Here is a 21426-nt window from a genome sequence, read left to right as displayed (position 1 = left end):
AAAACAGGGGCAAACGATGATTGCACGATCCATGCGTGGGTTGGCGGCTTTGGCCGCCGTCCTGTTCGTCGCTGGGGCCGGGGCGCAGGAGGTGAAGCATTATCGCTTCGCCTACGACCAGCCGCGCAATACCGGCTATTCCATCGCGGGTGACCTCTTCGCCGACAAGCTCAAGGAATTGAGCAAGGGGACGATGATCATCGATCAGTATCCCGGCGCTCAGCTCGGGCAGGAGCCGCAGGTCCTCCAGCTCGTGAAATCCGGCGATATCGAATTCGCCATCATCTCGTCGGCCAACACGGCGACGATCTCGCCGCAGGCCGGCGTGATGTCGCTGCACTTCCTGTTCCGCGACGAGAACCACGTGATCAAGGGGCTGGCCGATCCCCGCGTGTTCGAAGCGCTCAAGACCATGATCGAGGAGACAACGCAGGGCCTGCATGTGATCGCAACCGGCTCGCAGGGCGTGCGCCACATGTACTCCAAGAAGGAGATTCACAACGTCGGCGACATCAAGGGGCTCAAGGTCCGCGTCCAGGCGACCGCGACCGAGGACACCATGTTCCCGGCCTATGGCGCCCAGACCGTGCATATGCCGTTCGGCAGCGTCTACACCTCGCTGCAAACCGGTGTCGTGGACGTCGCCGAGAACAGCATCAACGTCTACCTCGTCAACAAGCACTACGAGGTTGCCCCTATCCTGAACATCACCGAGCACGAGGCCAATAATGCGCTGGTGTTCGTCTCCGACAAGCTCTGGCAGAGCCTGTCCGCCGAGCAGAAGCAGTGGGTACAGACGGCGGCCAACGAGATCAGCACCAAGGAGCCGCAGAAGGCGTTCGAGCTCGAGCGGACCGCGGCCGAGAAGCTGAAGAAGATGGGCGTCAAGATCGTCCAGGACGTCGACAAGAAGAGCTTCACGGCGATCGCCGATCCCTATCTCGACAAGCTCGCCAAGGAGCTCGGCCCGCACGCCGAGAAGATCAAGAACCTGATCCGGTCGGTTAACTAGGCTGGGCTTGCCGTCACCTCCGCGAGTCGGGCCGGCGTAAGCCGGGACGATGGGGAAAGTAAATGGCCATCGCCGACAAACTGGTTCTCAGACGGCAGCGTCACCTCAAATGGCGCGCGCTCGACTGGCTCGAGCTCGCGCTGATGCTTCTCTGCGGCACGTTGTGCTTCGGCTTCTCGCTGTCGGTGACCGCCGACATCGTTACCCGCACCATCGGCCATCCCTGGCTGTGGCTCCAGGAAGTCACCTCGACGCTGTTCATCTATGCGATCTTCATCGGCACGGCGGCCGCGACAAGGCGCAACGACCATCTCTATCTCACCGCGATCTCCGAGGCGATGCACGGCACGCCGCGGCTGATCGTGGAAGTCGTCATTCGCATCGTCGTTCTCGGCGTCGCCTTCTGCCTGATCTGGTACGGCTATCAGAATTATCTGCGCGGCTTCGGCAGCTTCCGCCTGCCGTCGGGTACGCCGATTGCCTCGCTCTATGCCATCATCCCGCTGTCGGGCGTGCTGATAGGCCTGTTCACCATCGAGCAGCTTGTCAACGGCCTTCGGAACGGTTTTGACCATCCCGAGCCACCGGACGAGGACGCAACGCCCGTCGTTACAGACGCACAGATGAGGGCGCAGCCGTGAGCGCACCAGTCGTCCTGGCCTTGATGTCCTTCTGCTTCCTGTTCTTCGGTTATCTCGGCGTGCCGGTGCCGTTTTCGCTGATGGCCGGCGTATTCATCGGTGCGATCCTCTCGGACGTCTCCCTTGCCGCGATCATCCAGAAGATCTTTGACGGCGTGGACTCCGAGGCGCTGCTGGCGATCCCGTTCTTTCTGCTGGTCGGCGAGCTCATGAGTTCGGCGAATGTCGTGGTGCGGATCGCGAACTTGTCGGTGTCGCTGGTCGGGCACATCAGGGGCGGCCTGTCGCAGGTCGTGGTCGTCTTCAGCATGTTCTTTTCGGAGATGTCCGGCTCGACCACCGCCGACGTCGCCGTGATGAGCCGCGCGCTGGGCGGTCCAATGAAGCGCGAGGGCTATGAGCCCGCCTTCATCGCGGCCATCATCGCCTCGGCCTCGACCATCGCGGCGCTGGTGCCGCCGAGCATCACGGCCGTGGTCTATGGCGCGGTCGGCAATGTCTCGATCGCCGGCCTGTTCATGGCGGGCGTGGTGCCGGGCCTCATGATCGGCTTCGGCCTGATGATCTACTGCTATTTCTTCGGGCCTTCGGGCTTGCGCAAGCCGCGGGCGCCGTTGCGCCAGGTGGCGTTCGCTGCCGGCGATGCCGCCTTGCCGCTGATGATCCCGGTGATCCTGCTCGGCGGCATCCTGACCGGCTGGTTCACGCCGACGGAGGCCGGCGTCGTCGCCGTGGCCTGGATTATCCTGGTCGTGATCCCCGCGCTCAATCGCGGCCACTTCAAGAAGATCCCTTACGATTTCTGCCTCGCCGGCCTGATCTTCTCGCTGCCGCTGATCACGATCGGCGCCGCCAACGCCTTCGGCTGGATGCTGGCCTATTTGCGTGGCGCGAACTACATCGCGGAATGGATCACCTCCATCGCCGGCAACGATCCGCATCTGATCATGCTGTTGATGGTGCTGCTGTTCACCGTGGTGGGTGACTTCATCGAGCCGGTGCCGACCATCATCATCTTCATGCCGCTGGTCAACGCGCTGACGGAGGCGGGCGACATCAATGGCGTGCATATGGGCGTGGTGCTGATCGCCACGCTCGCGTTCGGCCTGATTACGCCGCCCTATGGGCTGGTGCTGCTGATGGCGTCGAAATTCGTCGGCATCAGCTTCGCCAAGGCGTTGCGCGCGGCGCTGCCGATCTACGTCGTGTTCTTCGCCACCATCGCGTTTGCGATCTACTTCCCGAGCGTGGTGCTCTGGCTGCCGCGGCACGTGCTGCCGGAGTCGGTCGGCTGCTTCAAGTCGCCGGCAGGGACGGGCTACATCTGTCCGCAGTGAGTGTCGCGGCTACTTGCCCTTGCTCGTGAATTTCTTCACGGCGACGCGAAATTCTTCTGTGTTCATCGCCATGATGATCTTGTGCTCTTCGGCGTCGAGCTGCTGCTTCACCGGCGTGGTCGCGGCCTGGTAGACTAGCGACTTGGTGCCGGCGATCGCCGCCGGCGGGTTCTGCGCGAGGCGCTCGGCGAGCTGCCGTGTCGCCTCCTTCAGCTCGGCCGGAGGCACGATCTTGGCGACCAGACCCCACTCATAGGCCTGCTGCGCGGTAAAATTGTCCTCGGACAGGAATATCTGAAGCGCGCGGCGGGATCCGACTGTGCCGACGATGCCGACCGTGCTGCCACCGTCCGGCGAGACGCCGATCTTGGCATAGGCCGGCGTGAAGCGGGCATCCTCTGCGGCAATGCAGAGGTCGGTGACGAAGGCGAGACCCATGCCGGCGCCGGCCGCCGAACCGTGAACGCTGGATAGCGACAGTTTGGGCATGCGCCGGATGGTCTCGATGAAGGCGTGATAATGCTTCAGCAGTTCGCCGACGACCGGCGTCACCGTATTGGCTTCGGCCGCAGCGCCGATTGTCTGCAGATCGCCGCCGGCGCAGAAGGCGCGGCCTTCGCCCTCGATGACCACGACCCTGATCTCGTCGGCGCCCTCGATATACGCCGCGAGCTGTTCGAGCCGCTGCGCAATCGCAAGATTGATCGAGTTAAACGCGGCGGGGCGGTTGAGCGTGATGGTTGCGATCGGGCCATCGATCCGCAGCAGGGCGGCATCATCGGGACGGGAGACGGGAGCAGACATCGGAAAATCCCCGGCATGAGGTCGTTGGCGCAACTAAATCGCAGAAGCCGAGGGGTGACAATCCCGGTCATGGCAGCTTGCATGCCAGGCTGGCGCTCTTGCGCAACCCGGAACGATGGGGTCAAATGGCGCTGCCTTCGTTTAGGAACGGACACGAGCGCCGGCTCCTCCGGGCGAGGCCAGCAAGCCAAAATCAGCGAGAGAGGAGACGACATGGCTAACGCTCGTGTCTTGGGAAGAGGTCTGTTCCAATGACGGATGGCCCGGTGATCATTGTCGGTGCGGGCCATGGCGGCTACCAGGTCGCGGCATCCCTGCGTCAGGCAGGTTTTTCCGGCCGCATCTGCCTCGTCAACGACGAGGCGCATCTGCCCTATCAGCGGCCGCCTCTGTCCAAGGCCTACATCAAGGGCTCCGCCGGTCCGGAAAGCCTGATGTTCCGGCCGGAAAAGTTTTACCAGGACCAGAAGATCGAGCTGATCGCGGGCCGCGCGGTGTCGATCGAACGCGCGAAACGCACGGTCCTTCTCGCCTCGGGCGAGACGCTTCCCTATGGCCACCTCGTGCTGGCCACGGGCGCACGCAACCGGCTGCTCGATCTGCCCAACGCAAACCTGTCCGACGTGAAATATCTGCGCATCCTCGATGAGAGCGAAGCGCTGCGAAAAATCATGCCATCGAAGAAGCGGGCCGTGATCATCGGCGCGGGCTTCATCGGCTTGGAATTCGCCTCCACTGCGCGAATCAAGGGGCTGGAGGTCGACGTGATCGAGCTCGCCCCGCGCGTGATGGCGCGCGCGGTGACGGCCGAGGTCTCGGACTATTTCCAGGCCCGGCACCGCGAAGCCGGCATTCGTATTCACCTCGGTGTGCAGGCAACCAGCATCGAGGCGGAGGGCGGCAAGGTCACCGGCGTCAGCCTCAGCGACGGCCGGCACTTGCCGGCCGACCTCATCGTGGTCGGCGTCGGCGTGCTGCCGAACATCGAGCTCGCGGCGGAAGCGGGGCTGCCAGTCGCATCGGGCATCATCGTCGACGAGCATCTGCTCACATCCGATCCCAGCATCTCGGCAGTCGGCGATTGCGCACTGTTTGCGAGTCCGCGCTTCGGCGGATCGCTGCGGCTGGAGTCGGTGCAGAACGCCACCGATCACGCCCGATGCGTGGCGGCGCGGCTGACCGGCGACAGCAAGCCTTACGACGGTCACCCCTGGTTCTGGAGCGACCAGGGTGATGACAAGCTCCAGATCGCGGGGCTCACCACCGGCTACGACCGCGTCGTGCTGCGCGGCAACCCCGCAGGCAAGGCGTTCTCCGCGTTCTGCTACAAGGGCGACACGCTGCTCGGCATCGAGTCGATCAACCGCGCCGGCGATCACATGTTCGGCCGTCGCCTGCTTGGGATGGACCGCTCGATCTCGCCGGAGCAGGCCGGCGATGAAAATTTTGACCTGAAGAGCGCGCTGGCTTGATCTTCCCCCCGCAAGCCGGGAAGAAACGCCCTACAAAACCGCCGCAACCTCCGCCGCTGTCGGCATTGAGGGACCGGCGCCCATCCGCTGCACCGAGATCGAAGCGGCGGCGTTGGCGAAGGTGAGCGCATCACGCAAGGGCGCGCCACCGGCGAGTCGCGCCGCGAGCGCGCCGACGAAGCAGTCGCCGGCGCCTGTTGTGTCGATCGCCTTCACCAGGCGGCCCGGCACGACGATCTCTTCGGGAGCGGCGAGCGTCAGCACGCCGCGCTTGCCCAGCGTCACGCAGATGGTCTGGTCCTCGCGCGCCCGAAGCTGCCGTGCGACGTCCACGATGCGCGCCGGCTCGTCGCTCTCGGACAGCTCGACGCCTGCGAGGAAGCCGAGCTCGGTCTCGTTCAGCACGAGGATATCGACGAGCTCGAGCAGGTCGTGGGAACATTTCTGCGCGGGCGCCGGATTGAGCAGCGTGGTCGCCCCGGCGGACCGTGCCCGCTGGAAGAACGCGGCGATCGTGGGCAGGGGGATCTCGAACTGGCTGACCGCGACATCGCCGTTCAGCAGCGGCACGACACTGACATCGTCCGCGCCGACCAGCGCATTGGTGCCGGGAATGACGACGATGGTGTTGTCGGCGTCCGCCACCGTGATGATTGCTGTGCCGGTGTGCGCCTCGGCCGTCTCCTGGACGTAACCGAGATCGACGCCCTGACCGCCCAGGAAGGCCTTCAGCTCCGCCCCGAAGGAATCCTTCCCCAGCCGGCCGATCAGCGTGGTCCGGGCACCCAGCCGCGACGCGGCCACGGCCTGGTTCGCGCCCTTGCCGCCGGGAAAATACAGCACCTGCCGGCCTGCGACGGTTTCGCCGACCCTGGGATGGCGATCGGCCGTCGCCACCACATCCATGTTGATGCTGCCGGCAACGAAGACACGTCCCATGCGAGACTCCAGCGAACGCTAAACCCTGACCTCGAATTCGTGCCTGACCTTGGCGATGTCGACAAGCGTCGGCAGGCCGGCCTCGTTGCCGAGGCGCTGGATCTTGAACGTCGAGGCCGCACGGGCGAAGTCGAAATGCTCGCGCCAGGTTTTGCCGGGATGGGCGAGGTAGGAATAGATATAGGCGCCGTGGAACACGTCGCCGGCGCCATTGGTGTCGAGCACGCGCTCGCGCGGGATCGGCATTGCCGGCATGATCTCGACCGTGCCGGTCTCGTTGTACCAGAGCAGGCCCTTCTCGCCCATGGTGACGCCGCCGATCTTGCAGCCGCGGCCCTTCAGGTAGTCCAGCATCTGCTCCGGGGTCAGATCCATCTGCTCGCACAAGCGTTCAGCGACGATCGCGACGTCGATGAATTCCAAGAGCTCGTGCGTGTTGGTGCGCAGACCGCCGCCATCGAGCGAGGTGAGGATGCCGGCCTCGCGGCAGACTTTTGCATAATGGATCGCGGCGTCCGGCTGGTGGCCGTCGATATGCAGCGCGCGGCAGTTGCCGAGATTGAGGATCGGGAAGGGATGGATGTGGGTGTCGTCGCGGCAGCGGACGATGGCGCGCTTGCCGTCCTTGGGCATGATGAAGGACAGCGAGGAGGTGTTCACCTTCCGGCCGTGCAGCGAGATCGCATACTTCGCGCACATGTCCTGGAACATGCGGCCCAGCCAGTCATTGGCGACGGTGGCGATCAGGTCCGGCACGATGCCGAGCTTGGCGCAGCAGAACGCCGCCGTAACCGCGTTGCCGCCGAAGGAGACTGCGTAGTCCGAGGCCACGTGCTTCTCGTCGCCGGTCGGCATGTGGTCGGTGATGAAGACGACGTCGATATAGGTCTGTCCGATAAAGAGGGCCTGCATTGGTTGTCCGTAATGCGCTGGGTGGTCCCGGCCGGCGGAATTACTCTAGCACCGGTTCCGTTCAGGAGACGCCGAAATTATTCGCAAAGCCGCCACCCGAAGCGCTTGAGGTGAGCTTTGCGTCGGAATACGACCATGACAGGGCCAACGCAATGCCCAAGCGGAGCGCCGCGCCGGATCGATCTGCAGTTCCAGGCGCGTCGAAGGGGGAGGGAAAATGATCACCGGCCTCGATCACGTCGTTGCTCTGGTCAAGGACATCGGTGCGGCCAAGGCGGCCTATCAGACGCTGCTGGGGCGGGCACCGGCCTGGCAGAATTCAGGCGAGGGCGCCGACCGGGTGCTGTTCACGCTTGCCAACATGACGATCGAGCTGATGGCGCCGAGCGGCTTCAGCGTGGCCGCCGATCGCATGCGCGCGTTGCTGGAGGACCGCGAAGGCGTGCTCGCGAGCCTGTGCTTTCGTGTTGCAGACATGGGCAAGATGTACCGGCGGCTGGAGCGGGTGGCCTTGCGTCCGGACCCGGTCGCCGAGGTCGAAAGCAGCGATGCCGAGACCGGCGCGGTTCTGCACTGGAAACGCACGCGCGCTGCGACCGAGCTGACGCGCGGCGTGCGCATGTTCTTCCTTGAGCTCGCCGAGGAGCGTCCGCAGTCGGCGGCGAGCGACGTCGCGCCGATCGACGCGCTCGACCACGTCGTGGTCGCGACCGAGGATTCCGAACGTGCCGCGGCGCTCTATGGCGCGCGGCTCGGGCTCGATCTGGCGCTCGACCGCTCACACCAGGATTGGGGCCAGCTCATGTTCTTCCGCTGCGGCGATCTCATCGTCGAGGTGGTGCGGAGGCCGGTCGCCGGCGGCGATCTCGCGCATGATCGGCTGTGGGGCCTGAGCTGGCGGGTGGCCGACCTCGAGGCCACGCGCGCCCGCCTGATCTCGGCCGGCGTCGACGTCAGCGAGGTACGCAACGGCCGCAAGCCGGGCACGCGGGTGATGAGCATCAGGAACGGCACCTGCGGGATCCAGACCATCCTGCTGGAGCGTACGCCGAAGCCGACGGACTGAGGCCCTGGCCTCTCCACGTCATTGCGAGCGCAGCGAAGCAATCCAGAATCTTTCCGCGGATGCATTTCTGGATTGCTTCGCTGCGCTCGCAATGACGAACTATGCGGCGCCACCTTCCGCCTTACTGCCACGCCGCCCAGATTCCCCGGGGAGTCCCGCCATCCTTCATTCTCAAACCGTCGCGCGCGTGTTACATGACGTTGTGAGAGCATCCAGCGAGCAACCGGTTTGGCGAAGGCAAAGCGAAATCTGAGATGGCAGCGTGATCCCGAAGGGATGCGGCTGCGCATTCTCGAGGCTGCCAAGCAGGAGTTTTCGGCCCACGGGCTTGCCGGTGCACGGGTCGACCGTATCGCGGCCGAGGCCGGCGCCAACAAGCGCATGCTCTACTATCACGTCGGCAACAAGGACGAGCTATATCTCGCGGTGCTTGAGGGTGCCTATGACAAGATCCGCAGCGAGGAGCGGGGACTCGATCTCGAGCATCTCGATCCGCCCGAGGCGATCAGACGGCTGATCGAATTCACCTGGAACTATTTTCTGCGCAACCCCGAATTCCTGTCGCTGCTGCAGACCGAGAACCTCGCGCGGGCAAAGCATCTGAAGCGCTCGACCAAGGTCAAGTCGATGCATTCGCCCTTCGTCGAGATGATCCGCACCGTGGTGCGGCGCGGCGTCGACAGCGGCGATTTCCAGGTCGCGGTCGATCCGGTGCAGCTCTACATCTCGATCGCGGCGCTGTGCTTCTTCTATCTCTCGAACTCGGCCACCTTGAGCGTGATCTTCGGACGCGACCTGCTCGCCAAGGACGCCAAGGATGAGCGGCTTGCCCACATGGTGGGCCTGGTTCTGGCCGCGCTGACGGGACGATCGGCGGAACTGCTCGAGATCGTCAAGGCGCCAAAGTCGCGCCTCCCGCAGCATCAGCCCGTCTAGCGGAATTCTTTATTCCACAATCTCAGATATCATCGCCCGGCTCGACCGGGCGATTCAGTTTTCCGGAGGCGCTGAGCCAATACGGAGAAGTCGCCGCGTACTGGATCCCCTGCTTTCGCGGGGGATGACACCGAAGATGCGGCATGATTGACCGGCCGCTTAACGGGAACGCGAGCTAACCGTGGGAACCACTGCGCAAAACGTCACAGGGGAAACCGCTGGACAGTATTTATCCAACGGGTTAATTTCTCACCGAACCAAAAAGACTGCCGGGAGTGAGGCGTGGCTGAACCGAAGCCGCAAAGTGCGGTGTCCAAGATCTTGAATGCGGCCTGGGTGCGGCCGCTGTTGTTTCTGGTCTTCATTGTCGTGGCCTGGGATCTCTCGATCCGGCTGTTCAAGATCCCCGCCTATCAGATCCCGGCGCCGGCCGACGTCGTGGCCGTGCTGCGCAGCGACTGGCCGGAGCTGCTGCGTCAGTCCTGGCCCACCACTTACGCGACCATATGGGGCTTCGTGCTTTCCGCGCTGTTCGGCATTCCCGTGGCGATGCTGATCGCGGGATCGAAGACGGTGGAGAGCTACGTCTATCCGCTGCTGGTGTTCTCCCAATCCGTGCCGAAGATCGCGATCGCGCCGCTGTTCGTGGTCTGGTTCGGCTTCGGCATCCTGCCGAAAGTGATCTCGGCGTTCCTGCTCGGCTTCTTTCCGGTGGTGGTCTCGGCCGTCCAGGGCTTCAAATCGGTCGATCCTGACATGGTCGATCTTGCCCGCGCCATGCAAGGCAGCCGGTTTCAGGTGTTCCGCGCGGTGAATCTGCCGCATGCGCTGCCCGCGATCTTCTCCGGCCTCAAAGTGTCGGTGACGCTCGCAGTGGTCGGCGCCGTCGTCGGCGAATTCGTCGGTTCCAATTCCGGCATCGGCTACGTGATGCAACGCTCGATCGGCACATTCGACCTGCCGACGATGTTTGCTGCACTCGTGATCCTCGCGTTGCTCGGCGTGGTGCTGTTCTGGATCGTGGACCGGATAGAGCGGCTGGTCATTCCCTGGCATGTCAGCCAGCGTGAGGATGTGATTTTCACCTCTTAAGCAACGAACGGCCACCAACGGCCGAAGCAACAAGGACAAGGGAGAAAGTAGATGAAGCGGTGGATAGGAGCTGTCTCGGCGGCGCTGATGGCGCTTTCGGTTGCGCCGGCGCAGGCTGCCGACAAGGTCGTGCTGATGCTGAACTGGTACGTCTATGGCGAGCACGCGCCGTTCTATTACGGCAAGGCCAAGGGCATCTATGCCGCCGAGGGCATCGACCTCGAAATCCAGGAAGGCCGCGGCTCTGCGGCGACCACGCAGGCCGTTGCGGCCAAGACCGCCGACTTCGGCTATGTCGACGTTCCCACCATGATGCGCGCCGCGATCAAAGGCGCGCCCGTGATCGCGACCGGCGTGCTGCTCCAGACCAGCCCGATGTCGGCCATGGGCTTCGCTGACAAGAACATCAAAAAGCCCGAGGACATCAAGGGCAAGACGGTGGCGATCACGCCGGCCGACTCCATGACGCAGATCTGGCCGCTGTTCCTGAAGAAGACCGGGCTGAAGGAAAGCGACTTCCACACCGTGGCCGGCGACGGCCAGACCAAGCTCAATGCCGTCATCAACGGCCAGGCCGATCTCCTGCTCGGCTACGTCATGGACCAGTCGATGAAGATCAAGGATGCCACCGGCAAGGACGTCTATCCGATCAAGTTCGCCGACTACGGCATCAACATGGTCTCCTCGGGCATTATCGCCAATTCCGACTACGTAAAGGCCAATGCGGATCTCGTCCGCCGCTTCATGTCGGCGACGACAAAGGCGGTTGAAGCCGCCGAAAAGGAGCCGAAGGCGGCGGCGCAGTCGATCCTCGACGCCAACCCGAAGGGCGGCAAGATCGAGACGTTGACTCAGGGCTTTGAGCTGACCATCCCGCTCTATCGGACGGCGGAGACCAAGAGCAAACGGCCGTTCCAGGTCACCGACCAGAACATGACCGACTCGGTCAATCTGATGGTCGAATATGGCGGGCTCGATGCCAAGGCCAAGGAGAACCCGAAGGCCTTCTATACCAACGACTACCTGCCAAAGGGCAACTCGTGAAACCAGCGACAAGACCGAGTGATGACGTGCAACCGGCCGCGCATCTGAGACTGGTGAGCGATCGGGCCGGCAGCGACGCGTCGGGCATCAAGCTGTCCGGCGTGTCGAAGACCTATCGGACGCGCGACGGCGATGTGCCGTCGCTGCGGCCGCTCGATTTCCACATCAATGACGGCGAGTTCTTCGTCGTGGTCGGTCCCTCCGGCTGCGGCAAGTCGACGCTGCTCAAGCTGATCTCCGGACTGTTGCCGCCGACGACCGGCGAGATCCTGGTCGAGGGCGAGAAGGTGACGACGCCGCACGGCAATGTCGGTATCGTCTTCCAGAACGCGCTGCTTCTGCCCTGGCGCAACATCATCTCAAACGTGATGCTGCCGATCGACATGAAGCGGCTGCCACGGGCCGAATATCTCGCCCGCGCCAAGGAGCTGTTGAAGCTGGTCGGGCTCGAAGGCTTCGAGAAGAAGCTGCCCTGGCAGCTCTCCGGCGGCATGCAGCAGCGCGCCTCGATCTGCCGTGCACTGGTGCATGATCCCAAGATCATGCTTATGGACGAGCCGTTCGGCGCGCTGGACGCGCTGACGCGCGAGCGCATGAACGTCGAGCTGATGCGGATCCAGCGCGAAACGCGCAAGACCGTGCTCCTGATCACCCATTCGATTCCGGAGGCCGTGTTCCTTGCCGACCGCGTGCTGGTCATGACCGAGCGGCCGGGCGCGGTCGCCGCGATCTACGATGTGCCGCTGCCGCGCCCGCGCTCGCTCGACGTGATGGCCGACCCGGTCTTCACCGAGCTCGTGCAACGCATCCGCAAGCACTTCTTCACGCAGGGTTCGCTGGACTAGAGCCATGTCTGTGCGCCTGAAACTGCGAGATATCGCGTTCTTTGAACGGCCCGTGCGTTTCGCGCGGCCGTTCCGCTTCGGCGCCATCACGATTCATGCGACCCCGCAGCTCTTCGTGCGGGCCGAGATCGAGGTCGAGGGCAGGGGGACCGCAGTCGGCGCCAGCGCCGAACTGCTGGTGCCAAAATGGTTCGACAAGCGGCCGGAGCTGTCGCCGGCGCAGACGGTCGATGGGCTCAGACGCTCGCTGCGCATTGCGCGCGGTCTCTATCTGGCGCAGAGCGGCTTTAACACGGCCTTCGGGCTGCATGCTGCCTGCATCGGCGCGCAGGTTGCAGCCTGCGCGAAGGAGAACATTCCGCCGCTGGCTGCAGCCTATGGCCCGGCCGAGATTGACAAGGCAATTCTCGATGCGGTGCTGCGTGGCAATGACAGCAATTTCTTCGACGGAATGGCCGGCAACATTGCCGGTATCGATGCGCGACTCTCGCCCGATCTAAGGGAATCGGACGTCGGGGAATTCCTTGCGGAACGGAAGCCGCTGCTGCGCGTCGCGGTTCGCCACACCGTGGGTCTCGACGACGTCGTCGAAGGCGAGAGCGGTGTCGCCGATGCGCACGAGAATGCCGGTGCACGTTATTTCAAGCTGAAGCTGTCGGGCAATCCGACGGCCGATGCAGCAAGGCTGGCGCGCATCGGCAAGGAGCTCGATAAGCTGGGTCATGATTACAAGGTGACCCTGGACGCGAACGAGCAGTATGCCGATCTCGACGCGCTGCGCGCGTTGATCGACCAGCTCGATCGCGATTCCCTGCTTCGATCGATCTCGTCGCGCCTGCTCTATGTCGAACAGCCGATGCCGCGCGACATCACGCGGCATTCGCCGCTCGGCTCGCTCGCGGCGCGCGCCTTCATCATCGACGAGGCTGATGATTCCTACGACGCATTCCCGGCAGCGCGAGCGCTCGGCTATCGCGGGATCTCGTCGAAATCCTGCAAGGGACTCTACAAGTCCATCGTCAACGCAACGCGCGCGGCGAAGTGGAGCACGGGCGGAGAGACGTTCTTCGTCACCGGCGAGGACCTGACTTGCCAGGCCGGCCTTGCCGTGCAGCAGGATCTCGCGCTCGGTGCGTTCATCGGCGTCACCCATGCCGAGCGCAATGGCCATCACTACGTCGACGGTTTCGGCGAGACGCCCGCCGCAGAAGCCGAGGCCTTCGCGAAGGCCCATCCCGATCTCTACGCCGATGCCGGCAAAGGCATCCGGCTCTCCATTCACAACGGCGATCTCGTCACGGGATCGCTGACCGCAACGGGCTTTGCGACGTCGGTCCATCCGGACTGGTCGGCACTGCGCCCGCTTGAACAGCCAAAATCACGTCAGGAGCAATTGGCATGACCACGCAACGCCTCGGCCTCATCATGAACGGCGTCACCGGCCGCATGGGGCTCAACCAGCATCTGATCCGCTCGATCGTGGCGATTCGCGACCAGGGCGGCGTCAAGCTCAAGAATGGCGATCGCGTGATGCCAGATCCAATTCTGGTCGGCCGCAGTGCCGACAAGCTCGAGCGGCTGGCCAAGCAGTTCAACATCACGCGCTGGACCACCGACCTCGACGCCGCGCTCGCCGACAAGAACGATACCATGTTCTTCGACGCCGCGACCACGCAGGCGCGGCCCGGCCTGCTGTCCCGCGCGATCAACGCCGGCAAGCATGTCTATTGCGAGAAGCCGATTGCGACGACGTTCGAGGAGGCGGTTGAGGTCGTCAAGCTCGCCAACGCCAAGGGCGTCAAGCATGGCACGGTGCAGGACAAGCTGTTCCTGCCGGGCCTGAAGAAGATCGCCTTCCTGCGCGACTCCGGCTTCTTCGGCCGCATCCTCTCGGTGCGTGGCGAATTCGGCTACTGGGTGTTCGAGGGCGGCTGGCAGGAGGCGCAGCGGCCGTCCTGGAACTATCGCAGCGAGGACGGCGGCGGCATCATCCTCGACATGGTCTGCCACTGGCGCTACGTGCTCGACAACCTGTTCGGCGACGTCGAGAGCGTGGTCTGCATCGGCAACACCGACATTCCCGAGCGCTATGACGAGCAAGGGGAGAAGTACAAGGCGACCGCCGACGATTCCGCCTATGCGACGTTCCAGCTCAAGGGCGGCATTATCGCGCACATCAACATGTCCTGGGTCACGCGTGTCTATCGCGACGACCTCGTCACCTTCCAGGTCGACGGCACGCTCGGTTCGGCCGTCGCAGGCCTGTCCGACTGCATGATCCAGGCGCGGCAGGCGACGCCGCGTCCGGTCTGGAATCCCGACGAGAAGCGGTTGCACGATTTCTACGGCGACTGGCAGAAGCTGCCGGACAACGTCACCTACGACAACGGCTTCAAGGAGCAGTGGGAGATGTTCATCCGCCACGTCTACGAGGATGCGCCGTACAAGTTCACGCTGCTCGAGGGCGCCAAGGGCGTGCAGCTCGCCGAATGTGCACTGAAGAGCTGGAAGGAACGGCGTTGGATCGACGTCGCGCCGATCAAGGTCTGAGGAGGCTGACATGAACAAGCCCATCCAGCCTATGTCATCGCTTTCATTGAAACTACCGAAGGCCGACCGGTCGATCGAGACCTATCGACTCGCGGCTTCGCGCAACTTTCCGGCCAAGCTCGAGGGCACGCTGAACCGTGTCGCCTTCTCGGCCGTGCACACGGTTGCCGATCCCTTCGCGGATAATGATCCCTGGCTCTCGGTGTCCGTCGACTGGGACAAGACCATCGCCTTCCGGGAGCACGTCTGGGATCTCGGTCTTGGCGTCGCGGAGGCCATGGACACCGCGCAGCGCGGTATGGGCTTGGATTGGCCGACGTCGCTGGAACTGATCACGCGCTCGGTCGCGGCCGCCAAGCGCCGCAAAGCTCTGGTGTTCTCCGGTGCCGGCACCGACCATCTCGCGGTCGAGGATGCGAAGAGCCTCGACGATGTGATCCGCGCCTATGAGGAGCAGATCTCGGCGGTCGAGAAGGTTGGCGGCCGGATCATCTTGATGGCCTCGCGCGCGCTCGCCAAGCTCGGCCGCAACGCCGACGACTATGCCAAGGTCTATGATCGTGTGCTATCGCAGGTCCGCGAACCCGTGATCATTCACTGGCTCGGCGACATGTTCGATCCGGCGCTGACGGGATATTGGGGCACCAAGGATCTCGACAAGGCGATGGACACGGCCGTTGCCATCATCAACGGCAACGCCGCCAAGGTCGACGGCGTCAAGGTCTCGCTGCTCGACAAACAGCGCGAGATCGATATGCGCCGCCGCCTCGACAAGCGCATCAAGATGTATACTGGCGACGACTTCAACTATGCGGAGCTGATCGCCGGCGATAGCCAAGGCTTTTCGCACGCGCTGCTGGGCATCTTCGATGCTATCGCGCCGGCGGCCTCTTATGCACTGTCGCGGCTTGCGGCCGGCGACGAAGCCGGCTTCCACGACGTTCTGGGGCCAACCGTGCCGCTGTCGCGCCATATCTTCAAAGCACCGACACGCTTCTACAAGACCGGCGTGGTGTTCATGGCCTATCTCAACGGCCACCAGGATCACTTCACCATGGTCGGCGGCCAGGAGAGCGCGCGGTCGATGCTGCATCTGGCCGAGCTGTTCCGCCTCGCCGATCAGGCCGGCCTGCTCGCCAACCCCGAACTCGCGACGCGGCGGATGAAGACCGTGCTGGCCTCGCACGGAATCGAATCCTGATGCGTGATTTTTCGTCCGATCATCGCTGGCTGTCGCTGAACACGGCGACGGTTCGCAAGCAGGGTGACCTCGTTGCGATCGTCGAGGCCTGCGCCCGCCATGGCATCCGTGCCATCGATCCCTGGCGCGACCAAGTCGCATCCGTTGGCCTCGACCGCGCCGTGCGCGCGGTGCGCGACGCCGGCCTGGAGCTCTCGGGCTATTGCCGGGGCGGCATGTTCACGTCTGACAAGTCGCGCCGAACCGAGGTGCGCGATGATAACCGGCGCTGTGTCGATGAAGCCAAGGCGCTGGGCGCATCCTGCATCGTGCTGGTCGTCGGTGGCCTGCCGCAATACTCGCGGCCGGGCAGCGCAGTCTCGAAAGATATCGTTGCGGCGCGGGGGCAGGTTGAGGACGCCTTGGCCGAGATGCTCGACTACGCCAGGCAGGCAAAACTGCCGCTGGCGATCGAGCCTCTGCATCCGGCCTACGCGGCGGACCGGGCCTGCGTGAACACGACCAAGCAGGCGCTCGATATCTGCGACCGTCTCGACCCTGATCATACAGGCATGCTCGGGGTTGCGCTCGATGTCTATCATATCTGGTGGGATCCGGAGCTGATGGGCCAGATCGCGCGCGCCGGCAAGGATCGCCTGCTGGCGTTTCACGTCTGCGACTGGCTGGTGCCGACCAAGGACATCCTCAATGACCGCGGCATGATGGGTGACGGCGTGATCGACATCAAATCCGTGCGCGCAGCGGTCGAGGCGCAGGGTTACGCAGGCTATTCGGAGATCGAGATCTTTTCCAACGACTGGTGGGGCAGACCGATGGACGAGGTGCTGCGCACCTGCATCGAGCGGCACCGGAGCGTGGTTTAGGATCGGCACTCAGGCAACGCTGGTGGCGGTCACTGGCTTGCCGTCTGGGGAAGCGTGTTGAAGCGGGCCTTCTGCTCGCTGCTCAGCGTCGCATAGAACTCGTCCAAGGCCGGCTGCACCCGATTGGCTGCCTCCAGCATAGCTTCGAGCCGCTTCTGCATCGCTTCGAGACGCCCGACTGGCGTCAACGGCACGTCGTCCGGGCAGGCAGCCTGTAGGGCTTGTACCGCCTGCTTGGTCGCATCGCCCAAGCGTTCGAGCGCTTCCTTTTGCTTGCCCGCCGGGTGTACCACCGCCTCGATTCGTTCGATCGGGAGCTGCGTCAGGCTGGCTTTCGGATCGCCGCAGCTTTCGGGCTGGGCATTCGCTTCCTGTTGCTGCGGCTGCTGTTGCGCGCGCTCGCCCAAATTGGGGCCGAGCGCGTTGAAACGCGCCTGCTGCTCGTCGCTGAGTGAGCTATAGAATCGTTCGAGCGCCGGCCGCACGATTTTCACCGCTTCGAGCGTGACGCTGACGCGGTTCGTCATCGCGCGCAACCGGCCGGGTGGCGTCAGCGCGTATGAGTCATTGCAGGATTGCTTGAACACGTCGGCAGCCTTCGCGGCCGCAGCCTTCAAGTCATCGAGCAGGGTACGCTGCTCCGGTGTCGGCCGCACTGCCTGCGTGATCGACGCGAAGGGCCAGGCGGTCACGCCTTTTTCCGGATCTCCGCACAACTGCCGGACGGTCTGCGCGCTTGCGCTCGCGCGTTGGCGCGGCCGACCGCTCGGTATCGTCGCGCCGGATTGCGGATAGGCGGCGTAGGCGGAATACACGTTATCGCCGCCCCAGAACACGGTGTCGACGAAGTCGTCGTAGGCGTAGGCCCAGTAACCGGGCTCATAAGCGTAAGGCCAAAACGTGTAGTCGAAGATGTCGGAATAGGCATAGGGCCAGAACACCGGGCCGAGCCAGGCCACAAACGCTGCGCGCCTGCCATGTCGCCAGGCAGAGCGGGGAGCCCAACCGTGTTGCCGGGCGTCGATGGCCGCGCGCGCTTGCAGCGTGTCGTCGCCGCGGAAGCGGGCGGCAAACCGTCCGCGTGCCGCAGCTTGTGCCGCGACGGCAGCGGCAGCGGCGGATCGCTCGGCCGAAGGCTGCGGTCCCAACCGCTGCAGGCGCGCCTGATCGCGCTCTTGCATGCGCTGCTCGCGCTGGAGCAACCGGTTCTGCGTCTGCAGCGCCCGCTCCTGCGCGCGTTGCGCCCGCAGGCCTTCCGGCTTCTGCGACTGCAATTGCTGGACGCGCTGCTGCATGCGATCGATGCGGCTCTGCCGTTCTGCGCTCTGGCGATTAAGCATCTCGCGCTGCCGCTGCTCGACGTGCTGCTCGCGTTGTTGCACTCGCTGCTCGCGCTCAAGCAGCCGGCTCTGCGACTGCAGTAACCGTTGCTGCTCGCGTTGCGCCCTTGCGCCTTCTGCGGGCTTTTGCGACTGCAATTGCTGCACTCGCTGCTGCATGCGGTCGATGCGGCCCTGGCGTTCCGCGGATTGGCGCGACAGCATCTCGCGCGGCCGTTCCGGCCGCTCGCTCACAGCCGGCGGCGCTCCGGGGCGTGAGGCGGGTGCGACATGCGGCGTCGGCCGCTGTGCCACGGCCGGGCGCTGCGGTGCTGCCGGCGGGCGACGGATTTCAGGCCGCGGTGCCGCCACGTGCGGGGCAGCTCGCGGCGGTGGTGCAGCGAAGTGCGGGGTCGGACGCGGCGGCGGTGAGGCGATATGGGGCGCCGGATGTGGTGCCATCGCCGGTCGCTGCGGCATGGCCGGTGGATGGAATGCCGGTGCGGCAGGCCGCGCCATGGCCGGCGGTGCGGCAGGCCGCGCCATGGCTGGCGGCGCGGCGGGCCGCGCCATGGCTGGCGGCGCCGCCGGACGGGCCATCGCAGGTGGCGCTGCCGGTCGTGCAGCCGGTGGTCCACCTCTTCCATGCTCCTGGGCGAGTGCGCCGACATTCGCCGCCAGCACGGAGACGCCAACCAGGAAAGCCGTAAGCCAAACGCCACGCGGAAGCATGACAGCAGCTCTCCGCTCATCCAGTCGCCCGCAACCTTCAACGCGCAGATGGCGAAATCGTTCGGCCGCCGCCGGCATTGCGCTATTCGGACGCAGGCAGACCTTACGCCAAATCCCGTGTAAGCGTGGCCGCGATGCCCTCCAGCGCCCAGTCAACCTGGTCGCTGGTGATCACCAGCGGCGGGGCGAAGCGGATCGTGTGCTCGTGAGTATCCTTGGCGAGGATGCCCTCGAGCTGCAGGGCCTCGCAGTAGCGGCGCGCACGTCCGGCCTCAGGGTTGAGCTCGACCGCCAGCATCAGCCCGCGTCCGCGCACCTCGCGGACAGTGTTGGCGCGGATGTTTCTGAGGCCTTGCAGAAAGCGTTCACCCTGTACCGCAGCGTTTTCGATCATCCCTTCCTCGACGAGAACGCGGAGCGCCGCCCGCGCCACCGCACAGGCCAGCGGGTTGCCACCGAATGTCGAGCCATGCTGGCCCGGTTTCAGCGTGCCGAGGACGTCGTTGTTGGAAAGCACGGCGGAGACGGGATAGAAGCCGCCGGACAAAGCCTTGCCGAGCAGCGTGACATCCGCCTCGATGCCCTCGTGCTGTTCCGCAAGCAGCTTGCCGGTGCGGCCGAGCCCGGTCTGGATCTCGTCGAGGATCAGCATCACCTCGTGTGCGGTGCATAGCTCGCGCACCCCCGTGAAATAGCCTGCCGGTGGAATGATGACGCCGGCTTCGCCCTGGATCGGCTCGACCAGGAAAGCGACTGTGTTCGGCGTGATTGCCTCTTCCAGCGCTGCGAGATCGCCGAAGGGAATGATTTTGAAGCCCGGTGCAAAGGGACCGAAATGTTCGCGCGTGGTCGCGTCGGTCGAGAAGCCGACGATACCGAGGGTGCGTCCGTGGAAATTGTTGGCGCAGACTATGATCTCGGCTTGCCCGTCGGGCACCCCCTTCACCTCGTAGCCCCATTTGCGCACGGATTTGATCGCGCTCTCCACCGCCTCGGCCCCGCTGTTCATCGGCAGCACCTTGTGGGAGCCCGTCAGCTCCGCGATCTCTTCATAGAAGGGAGCGAGCTGATCATTGTGGAATGCGCGCGAGGTCAGGGTCAGTCGGCTGGCCTGTTCGACCATCGCGGCCAGGATTTTCGGATGGCAGTGGCCCTGGTTGAGCGCCGAATAGGCGGAGAGGCAATCCAGATATCGGTTGCCCTGGGTGTCCCAAACGAAGACGCCTTCGCCGCGCGACAGGACAACGCCGAGCGGCTCGTAATTGCGGGCGCCGAAGCGCGCCTCCCTGGCGATGAAATCAGCGACTGGCGGACTACTCATCCTTCGTCACTCCCGCTCATGTGCCTCGCGCATTCTAACCGATCATGCGCGGCTCTTTCAAAAATGCTCAGCCGGTGGAGCAGGGTACGCTCAAAAAGCCGCGGAACCGCACCCGCCCGCCCCGCACCGGCTGACCGTTCACGGCATAACGCGGGAAGCGCGCCAGAAAGCGGGAAATCGCGATGGCGCCTTCGAGCCGCGCCAGCGCCATGCCGGCGCATTGATGCGCGCCGGTGGCGAAGGCGAGATGCCGGTTCGGTGTGCGCGCGATGTCGAAGCGTTCGGGATCCGGAAACTGCGCGGGATCGCGGTTGGCCGCGCCGATGCACAGCGTGACCGACGTGCCCGCATCGAGCATGACGCCACCGAGCTCGACGCGTTCCGTGGTCATGCGGTTGCCGAGCTGGTTGGAGCTCTCATAACGCAGCATCTCCTCCACCGCCGTCTTGATCAGCTCCGGATTGTCGATCAGACGCTGCTTCTGATCGGGATTGCGGTGCAGCGCCACCAGACCGTTGCCGATCAGGTTGGTCGTGGTCTCGTGTCCGGCATTGAGCAGGAAGATGCAGTTGTGCAGCAATTCCTTCTCGGTCAGACGCTCGCCATTCTCCTCGCCCTGGATCAGGCGCGTCAGCACGTCGCGCTCGGGATTGCCGGGCTTGCGGCGCCGGCGCGCAACCAGCGTCTCGAGATAGGCGAGGAAGTCCTTCACGGCGCGATTGCCGCGTGCAGCGGCTTCGGTCGACACGACCGGTTCGAGCGCTCCCAGGATTGCCAGCGACCAGTCGCGGAGCGGCTCGCGCTCCTCGTGGGGAACGTCGAGCAGGTTGCCGATCACCTCGATGGGAATGGAGGCTGCAAAGTCGTCGATCAGCTCGCAATGGTCTTTGGCGGCGATGGCGTCGAGCAGGCCGTCGATCAATCTGATCAGGTCAGGTTCCATGCCGGCGATCGCGCGCGGCGACAACGCGCCCATGATCAGGCGCCGTACGCGGGTATGGGAGGGCGGATCGTTGAAAACGAGACTGGTGGTGTGGTGCTCGTAGAGCAGGGAATCACCGTATTTCGGTGCGAACTCGCGCTTCTTGTCCGAGCTGAACGACTTTGTGTTCTTGTAGGCGGCGACGAGATCGTCGTAGCGGGTCAGGAACACGGTGCCGTTCGGCAGGCGCTTGATCGGCTCATTCTCCCGCAGTGCACGATAAGTTGGGTAGGGATTGTCGTAGAATTCTGGCGTCAGCTTCTCCAGATCGAAACTGGCCGCCAGTTCTCTCGCATCTGCGTTCATGCCGCCATACTCGCCGGTTGAGACCGATATGCCGTTTTCGCTGTTTCGAGCG

20 protein-coding genes are annotated in these 21426 nt (G+C 64.3%); 13 read left to right on the top strand and 7 right to left on the bottom strand.

Going from position 1 to position 21426, the window contains the following annotated elements; translation table 11 throughout:
- The first annotated feature begins 16 nt into the window (after positions 1-16).
- The 3 genes from MTR72_RS04235 (at position 17) to MTR72_RS04225 (ending at position 2990) form a co-directional block, all read left to right on the top strand.
- Positions 17-1012, top strand: a complete 996-nt coding sequence (locus tag MTR72_RS04235) for a TRAP transporter substrate-binding protein (RefSeq protein WP_280965181.1) — start codon at positions 17-19, stop codon at positions 1010-1012.
- A 62-nt stretch (positions 1013-1074) separates the two neighbouring features.
- Complete coding sequence (locus tag MTR72_RS04230) at positions 1075-1653, top strand: TRAP transporter small permease (protein WP_280965180.1); 579 nt, start codon at positions 1075-1077, stop codon at positions 1651-1653.
- The gene (locus MTR72_RS04225) at positions 1650-2990 is read left to right on the top strand and encodes a TRAP transporter large permease (protein ID WP_280965179.1); all 1341 of its coding nucleotides are present in this window, start codon (positions 1650-1652) and stop codon (positions 2988-2990) included. Before MTR72_RS04230 ends, MTR72_RS04225 begins: the two co-directional genes overlap by 4 nt.
- Before the next feature lie 9 nt (positions 2991-2999).
- Here the strand turns inward: MTR72_RS04225 and MTR72_RS04220 are convergent, their stop codons facing one another.
- Entirely contained in the window at positions 3000-3794 is a 795-nt protein-coding gene (locus MTR72_RS04220) for an enoyl-CoA hydratase/isomerase family protein (RefSeq protein ID WP_280965178.1), read from the bottom strand.
- 251 nt (positions 3795-4045) lie between these two features.
- Between MTR72_RS04220 and MTR72_RS04215 the strand changes: the two genes are divergently transcribed.
- Positions 4046-5266: an NAD(P)/FAD-dependent oxidoreductase gene (locus MTR72_RS04215; RefSeq protein ID WP_280965177.1), complete on the top strand. Its 1221-nt coding sequence runs from the start codon at positions 4046-4048 to the stop codon at positions 5264-5266.
- Between the two features lie 30 nt (positions 5267-5296).
- Here MTR72_RS04215 and rbsK read toward each other — a convergent pair whose 3' ends face one another.
- Together rbsK and MTR72_RS04205 are read right to left on the bottom strand one after the other, a co-directional pair.
- The gene (gene rbsK, locus MTR72_RS04210) at positions 5297-6205 is read right to left on the bottom strand and encodes a ribokinase (protein WP_280965176.1); all 909 of its coding nucleotides are present in this window, start codon (positions 6203-6205) and stop codon (positions 5297-5299) included.
- 18 nt (positions 6206-6223) lie between these two features.
- Positions 6224-7117 carry a sugar kinase gene (locus MTR72_RS04205; protein ID WP_280965175.1) on the bottom strand — a complete coding sequence of 298 codons (894 nt, stop codon included), beginning with the start codon at positions 7115-7117 and terminating at the stop codon, positions 6224-6226.
- A 217-nt stretch (positions 7118-7334) separates the two neighbouring features.
- On the opposite strand from MTR72_RS04205, the gene MTR72_RS04200 reads away from it, so the two are divergent.
- The 9 genes from MTR72_RS04200 (at position 7335) to MTR72_RS04160 (ending at position 16714) form a co-directional block, all read left to right on the top strand.
- Positions 7335-8183: a VOC family protein gene (locus MTR72_RS04200; protein ID WP_280965174.1), complete on the top strand. Its 849-nt coding sequence runs from the start codon at positions 7335-7337 to the stop codon at positions 8181-8183.
- Between the two features lie 228 nt (positions 8184-8411).
- On the top strand, positions 8412-9119 hold the full coding sequence (locus MTR72_RS04195; protein ID WP_280965173.1) for a TetR/AcrR family transcriptional regulator: 708 nt from the start codon (positions 8412-8414) through the stop codon (positions 9117-9119).
- A gap of 282 nt (positions 9120-9401) precedes the next feature.
- Positions 9402-10211, top strand: a complete 810-nt coding sequence (locus MTR72_RS04190; protein WP_280965172.1) for an ABC transporter permease — start codon at positions 9402-9404, stop codon at positions 10209-10211.
- A 51-nt stretch (positions 10212-10262) separates the two neighbouring features.
- Positions 10263-11255 carry an ABC transporter substrate-binding protein gene (locus tag MTR72_RS04185; protein WP_280965171.1) on the top strand — a complete coding sequence of 331 codons (993 nt, stop codon included), beginning with the start codon at positions 10263-10265 and terminating at the stop codon, positions 11253-11255.
- Positions 11252-12100 (top strand): ABC transporter ATP-binding protein, encoded by an 849-nt coding sequence (locus MTR72_RS04180; protein WP_280965170.1) that lies wholly within the window; start codon positions 11252-11254, stop codon positions 12098-12100. Before MTR72_RS04185 ends, MTR72_RS04180 begins: the two co-directional genes overlap by 4 nt.
- Before the next feature lie 4 nt (positions 12101-12104).
- Complete coding sequence (locus MTR72_RS04175) at positions 12105-13502, top strand: hypothetical protein (RefSeq protein WP_280965169.1); 1398 nt, start codon at positions 12105-12107, stop codon at positions 13500-13502.
- A complete protein-coding gene (locus tag MTR72_RS04170; RefSeq protein WP_280965168.1) occupies positions 13499-14650 on the top strand; it encodes a Gfo/Idh/MocA family protein in 1152 nt (383 codons plus the stop codon). Before MTR72_RS04175 ends, MTR72_RS04170 begins: the two co-directional genes overlap by 4 nt.
- A 10-nt stretch (positions 14651-14660) precedes the next feature.
- A complete protein-coding gene (locus MTR72_RS04165) occupies positions 14661-15851 on the top strand; it encodes a dihydrodipicolinate synthase family protein (RefSeq protein WP_341510119.1) in 1191 nt (396 codons plus the stop codon).
- The gene (locus MTR72_RS04160; RefSeq protein WP_280965166.1) at positions 15851-16714 is read left to right on the top strand and encodes a sugar phosphate isomerase/epimerase family protein; all 864 of its coding nucleotides are present in this window, start codon (positions 15851-15853) and stop codon (positions 16712-16714) included. The genes MTR72_RS04165 and MTR72_RS04160 overlap by 1 nt, the downstream gene beginning before the upstream one ends.
- A 29-nt stretch (positions 16715-16743) precedes the next feature.
- Here the strand turns inward: MTR72_RS04160 and MTR72_RS04155 are convergent, their stop codons facing one another.
- The 4 genes from MTR72_RS04155 to MTR72_RS04140 all read right to left on the bottom strand — a co-directional run bounded on the left by MTR72_RS04155 (position 16744) and on the right by MTR72_RS04140 (position 21374).
- Positions 16744-18288 (bottom strand): Spy/CpxP family protein refolding chaperone, encoded by a 1545-nt coding sequence (locus tag MTR72_RS04155; protein WP_280965165.1) that lies wholly within the window; start codon positions 18286-18288, stop codon positions 16744-16746.
- A gap of 97 nt (positions 18289-18385) precedes the next feature.
- On the bottom strand, positions 18386-18748 hold the full coding sequence (locus MTR72_RS04150) for a hypothetical protein (protein ID WP_280965164.1): 363 nt from the start codon (positions 18746-18748) through the stop codon (positions 18386-18388).
- 120 nt (positions 18749-18868) lie between these two features.
- The gene (rocD, locus tag MTR72_RS04145) at positions 18869-20086 is read right to left on the bottom strand and encodes an ornithine--oxo-acid transaminase (protein WP_280965163.1); all 1218 of its coding nucleotides are present in this window, start codon (positions 20084-20086) and stop codon (positions 18869-18871) included.
- A 67-nt stretch (positions 20087-20153) separates the two neighbouring features.
- On the bottom strand, positions 20154-21374 hold the full coding sequence (locus MTR72_RS04140; RefSeq protein ID WP_341510118.1) for a cytochrome P450: 1221 nt from the start codon (positions 21372-21374) through the stop codon (positions 20154-20156).
- Between the last annotated feature and the right edge of the window lie 52 nt (positions 21375-21426).

Source organism: Bradyrhizobium sp. ISRA442, assembly GCF_038085055.1.
Taxonomy (GTDB): domain Bacteria; phylum Pseudomonadota; class Alphaproteobacteria; order Rhizobiales; family Xanthobacteraceae; genus Bradyrhizobium.
This window is presented reverse-complemented; position numbering and strand designations above follow the sequence as displayed.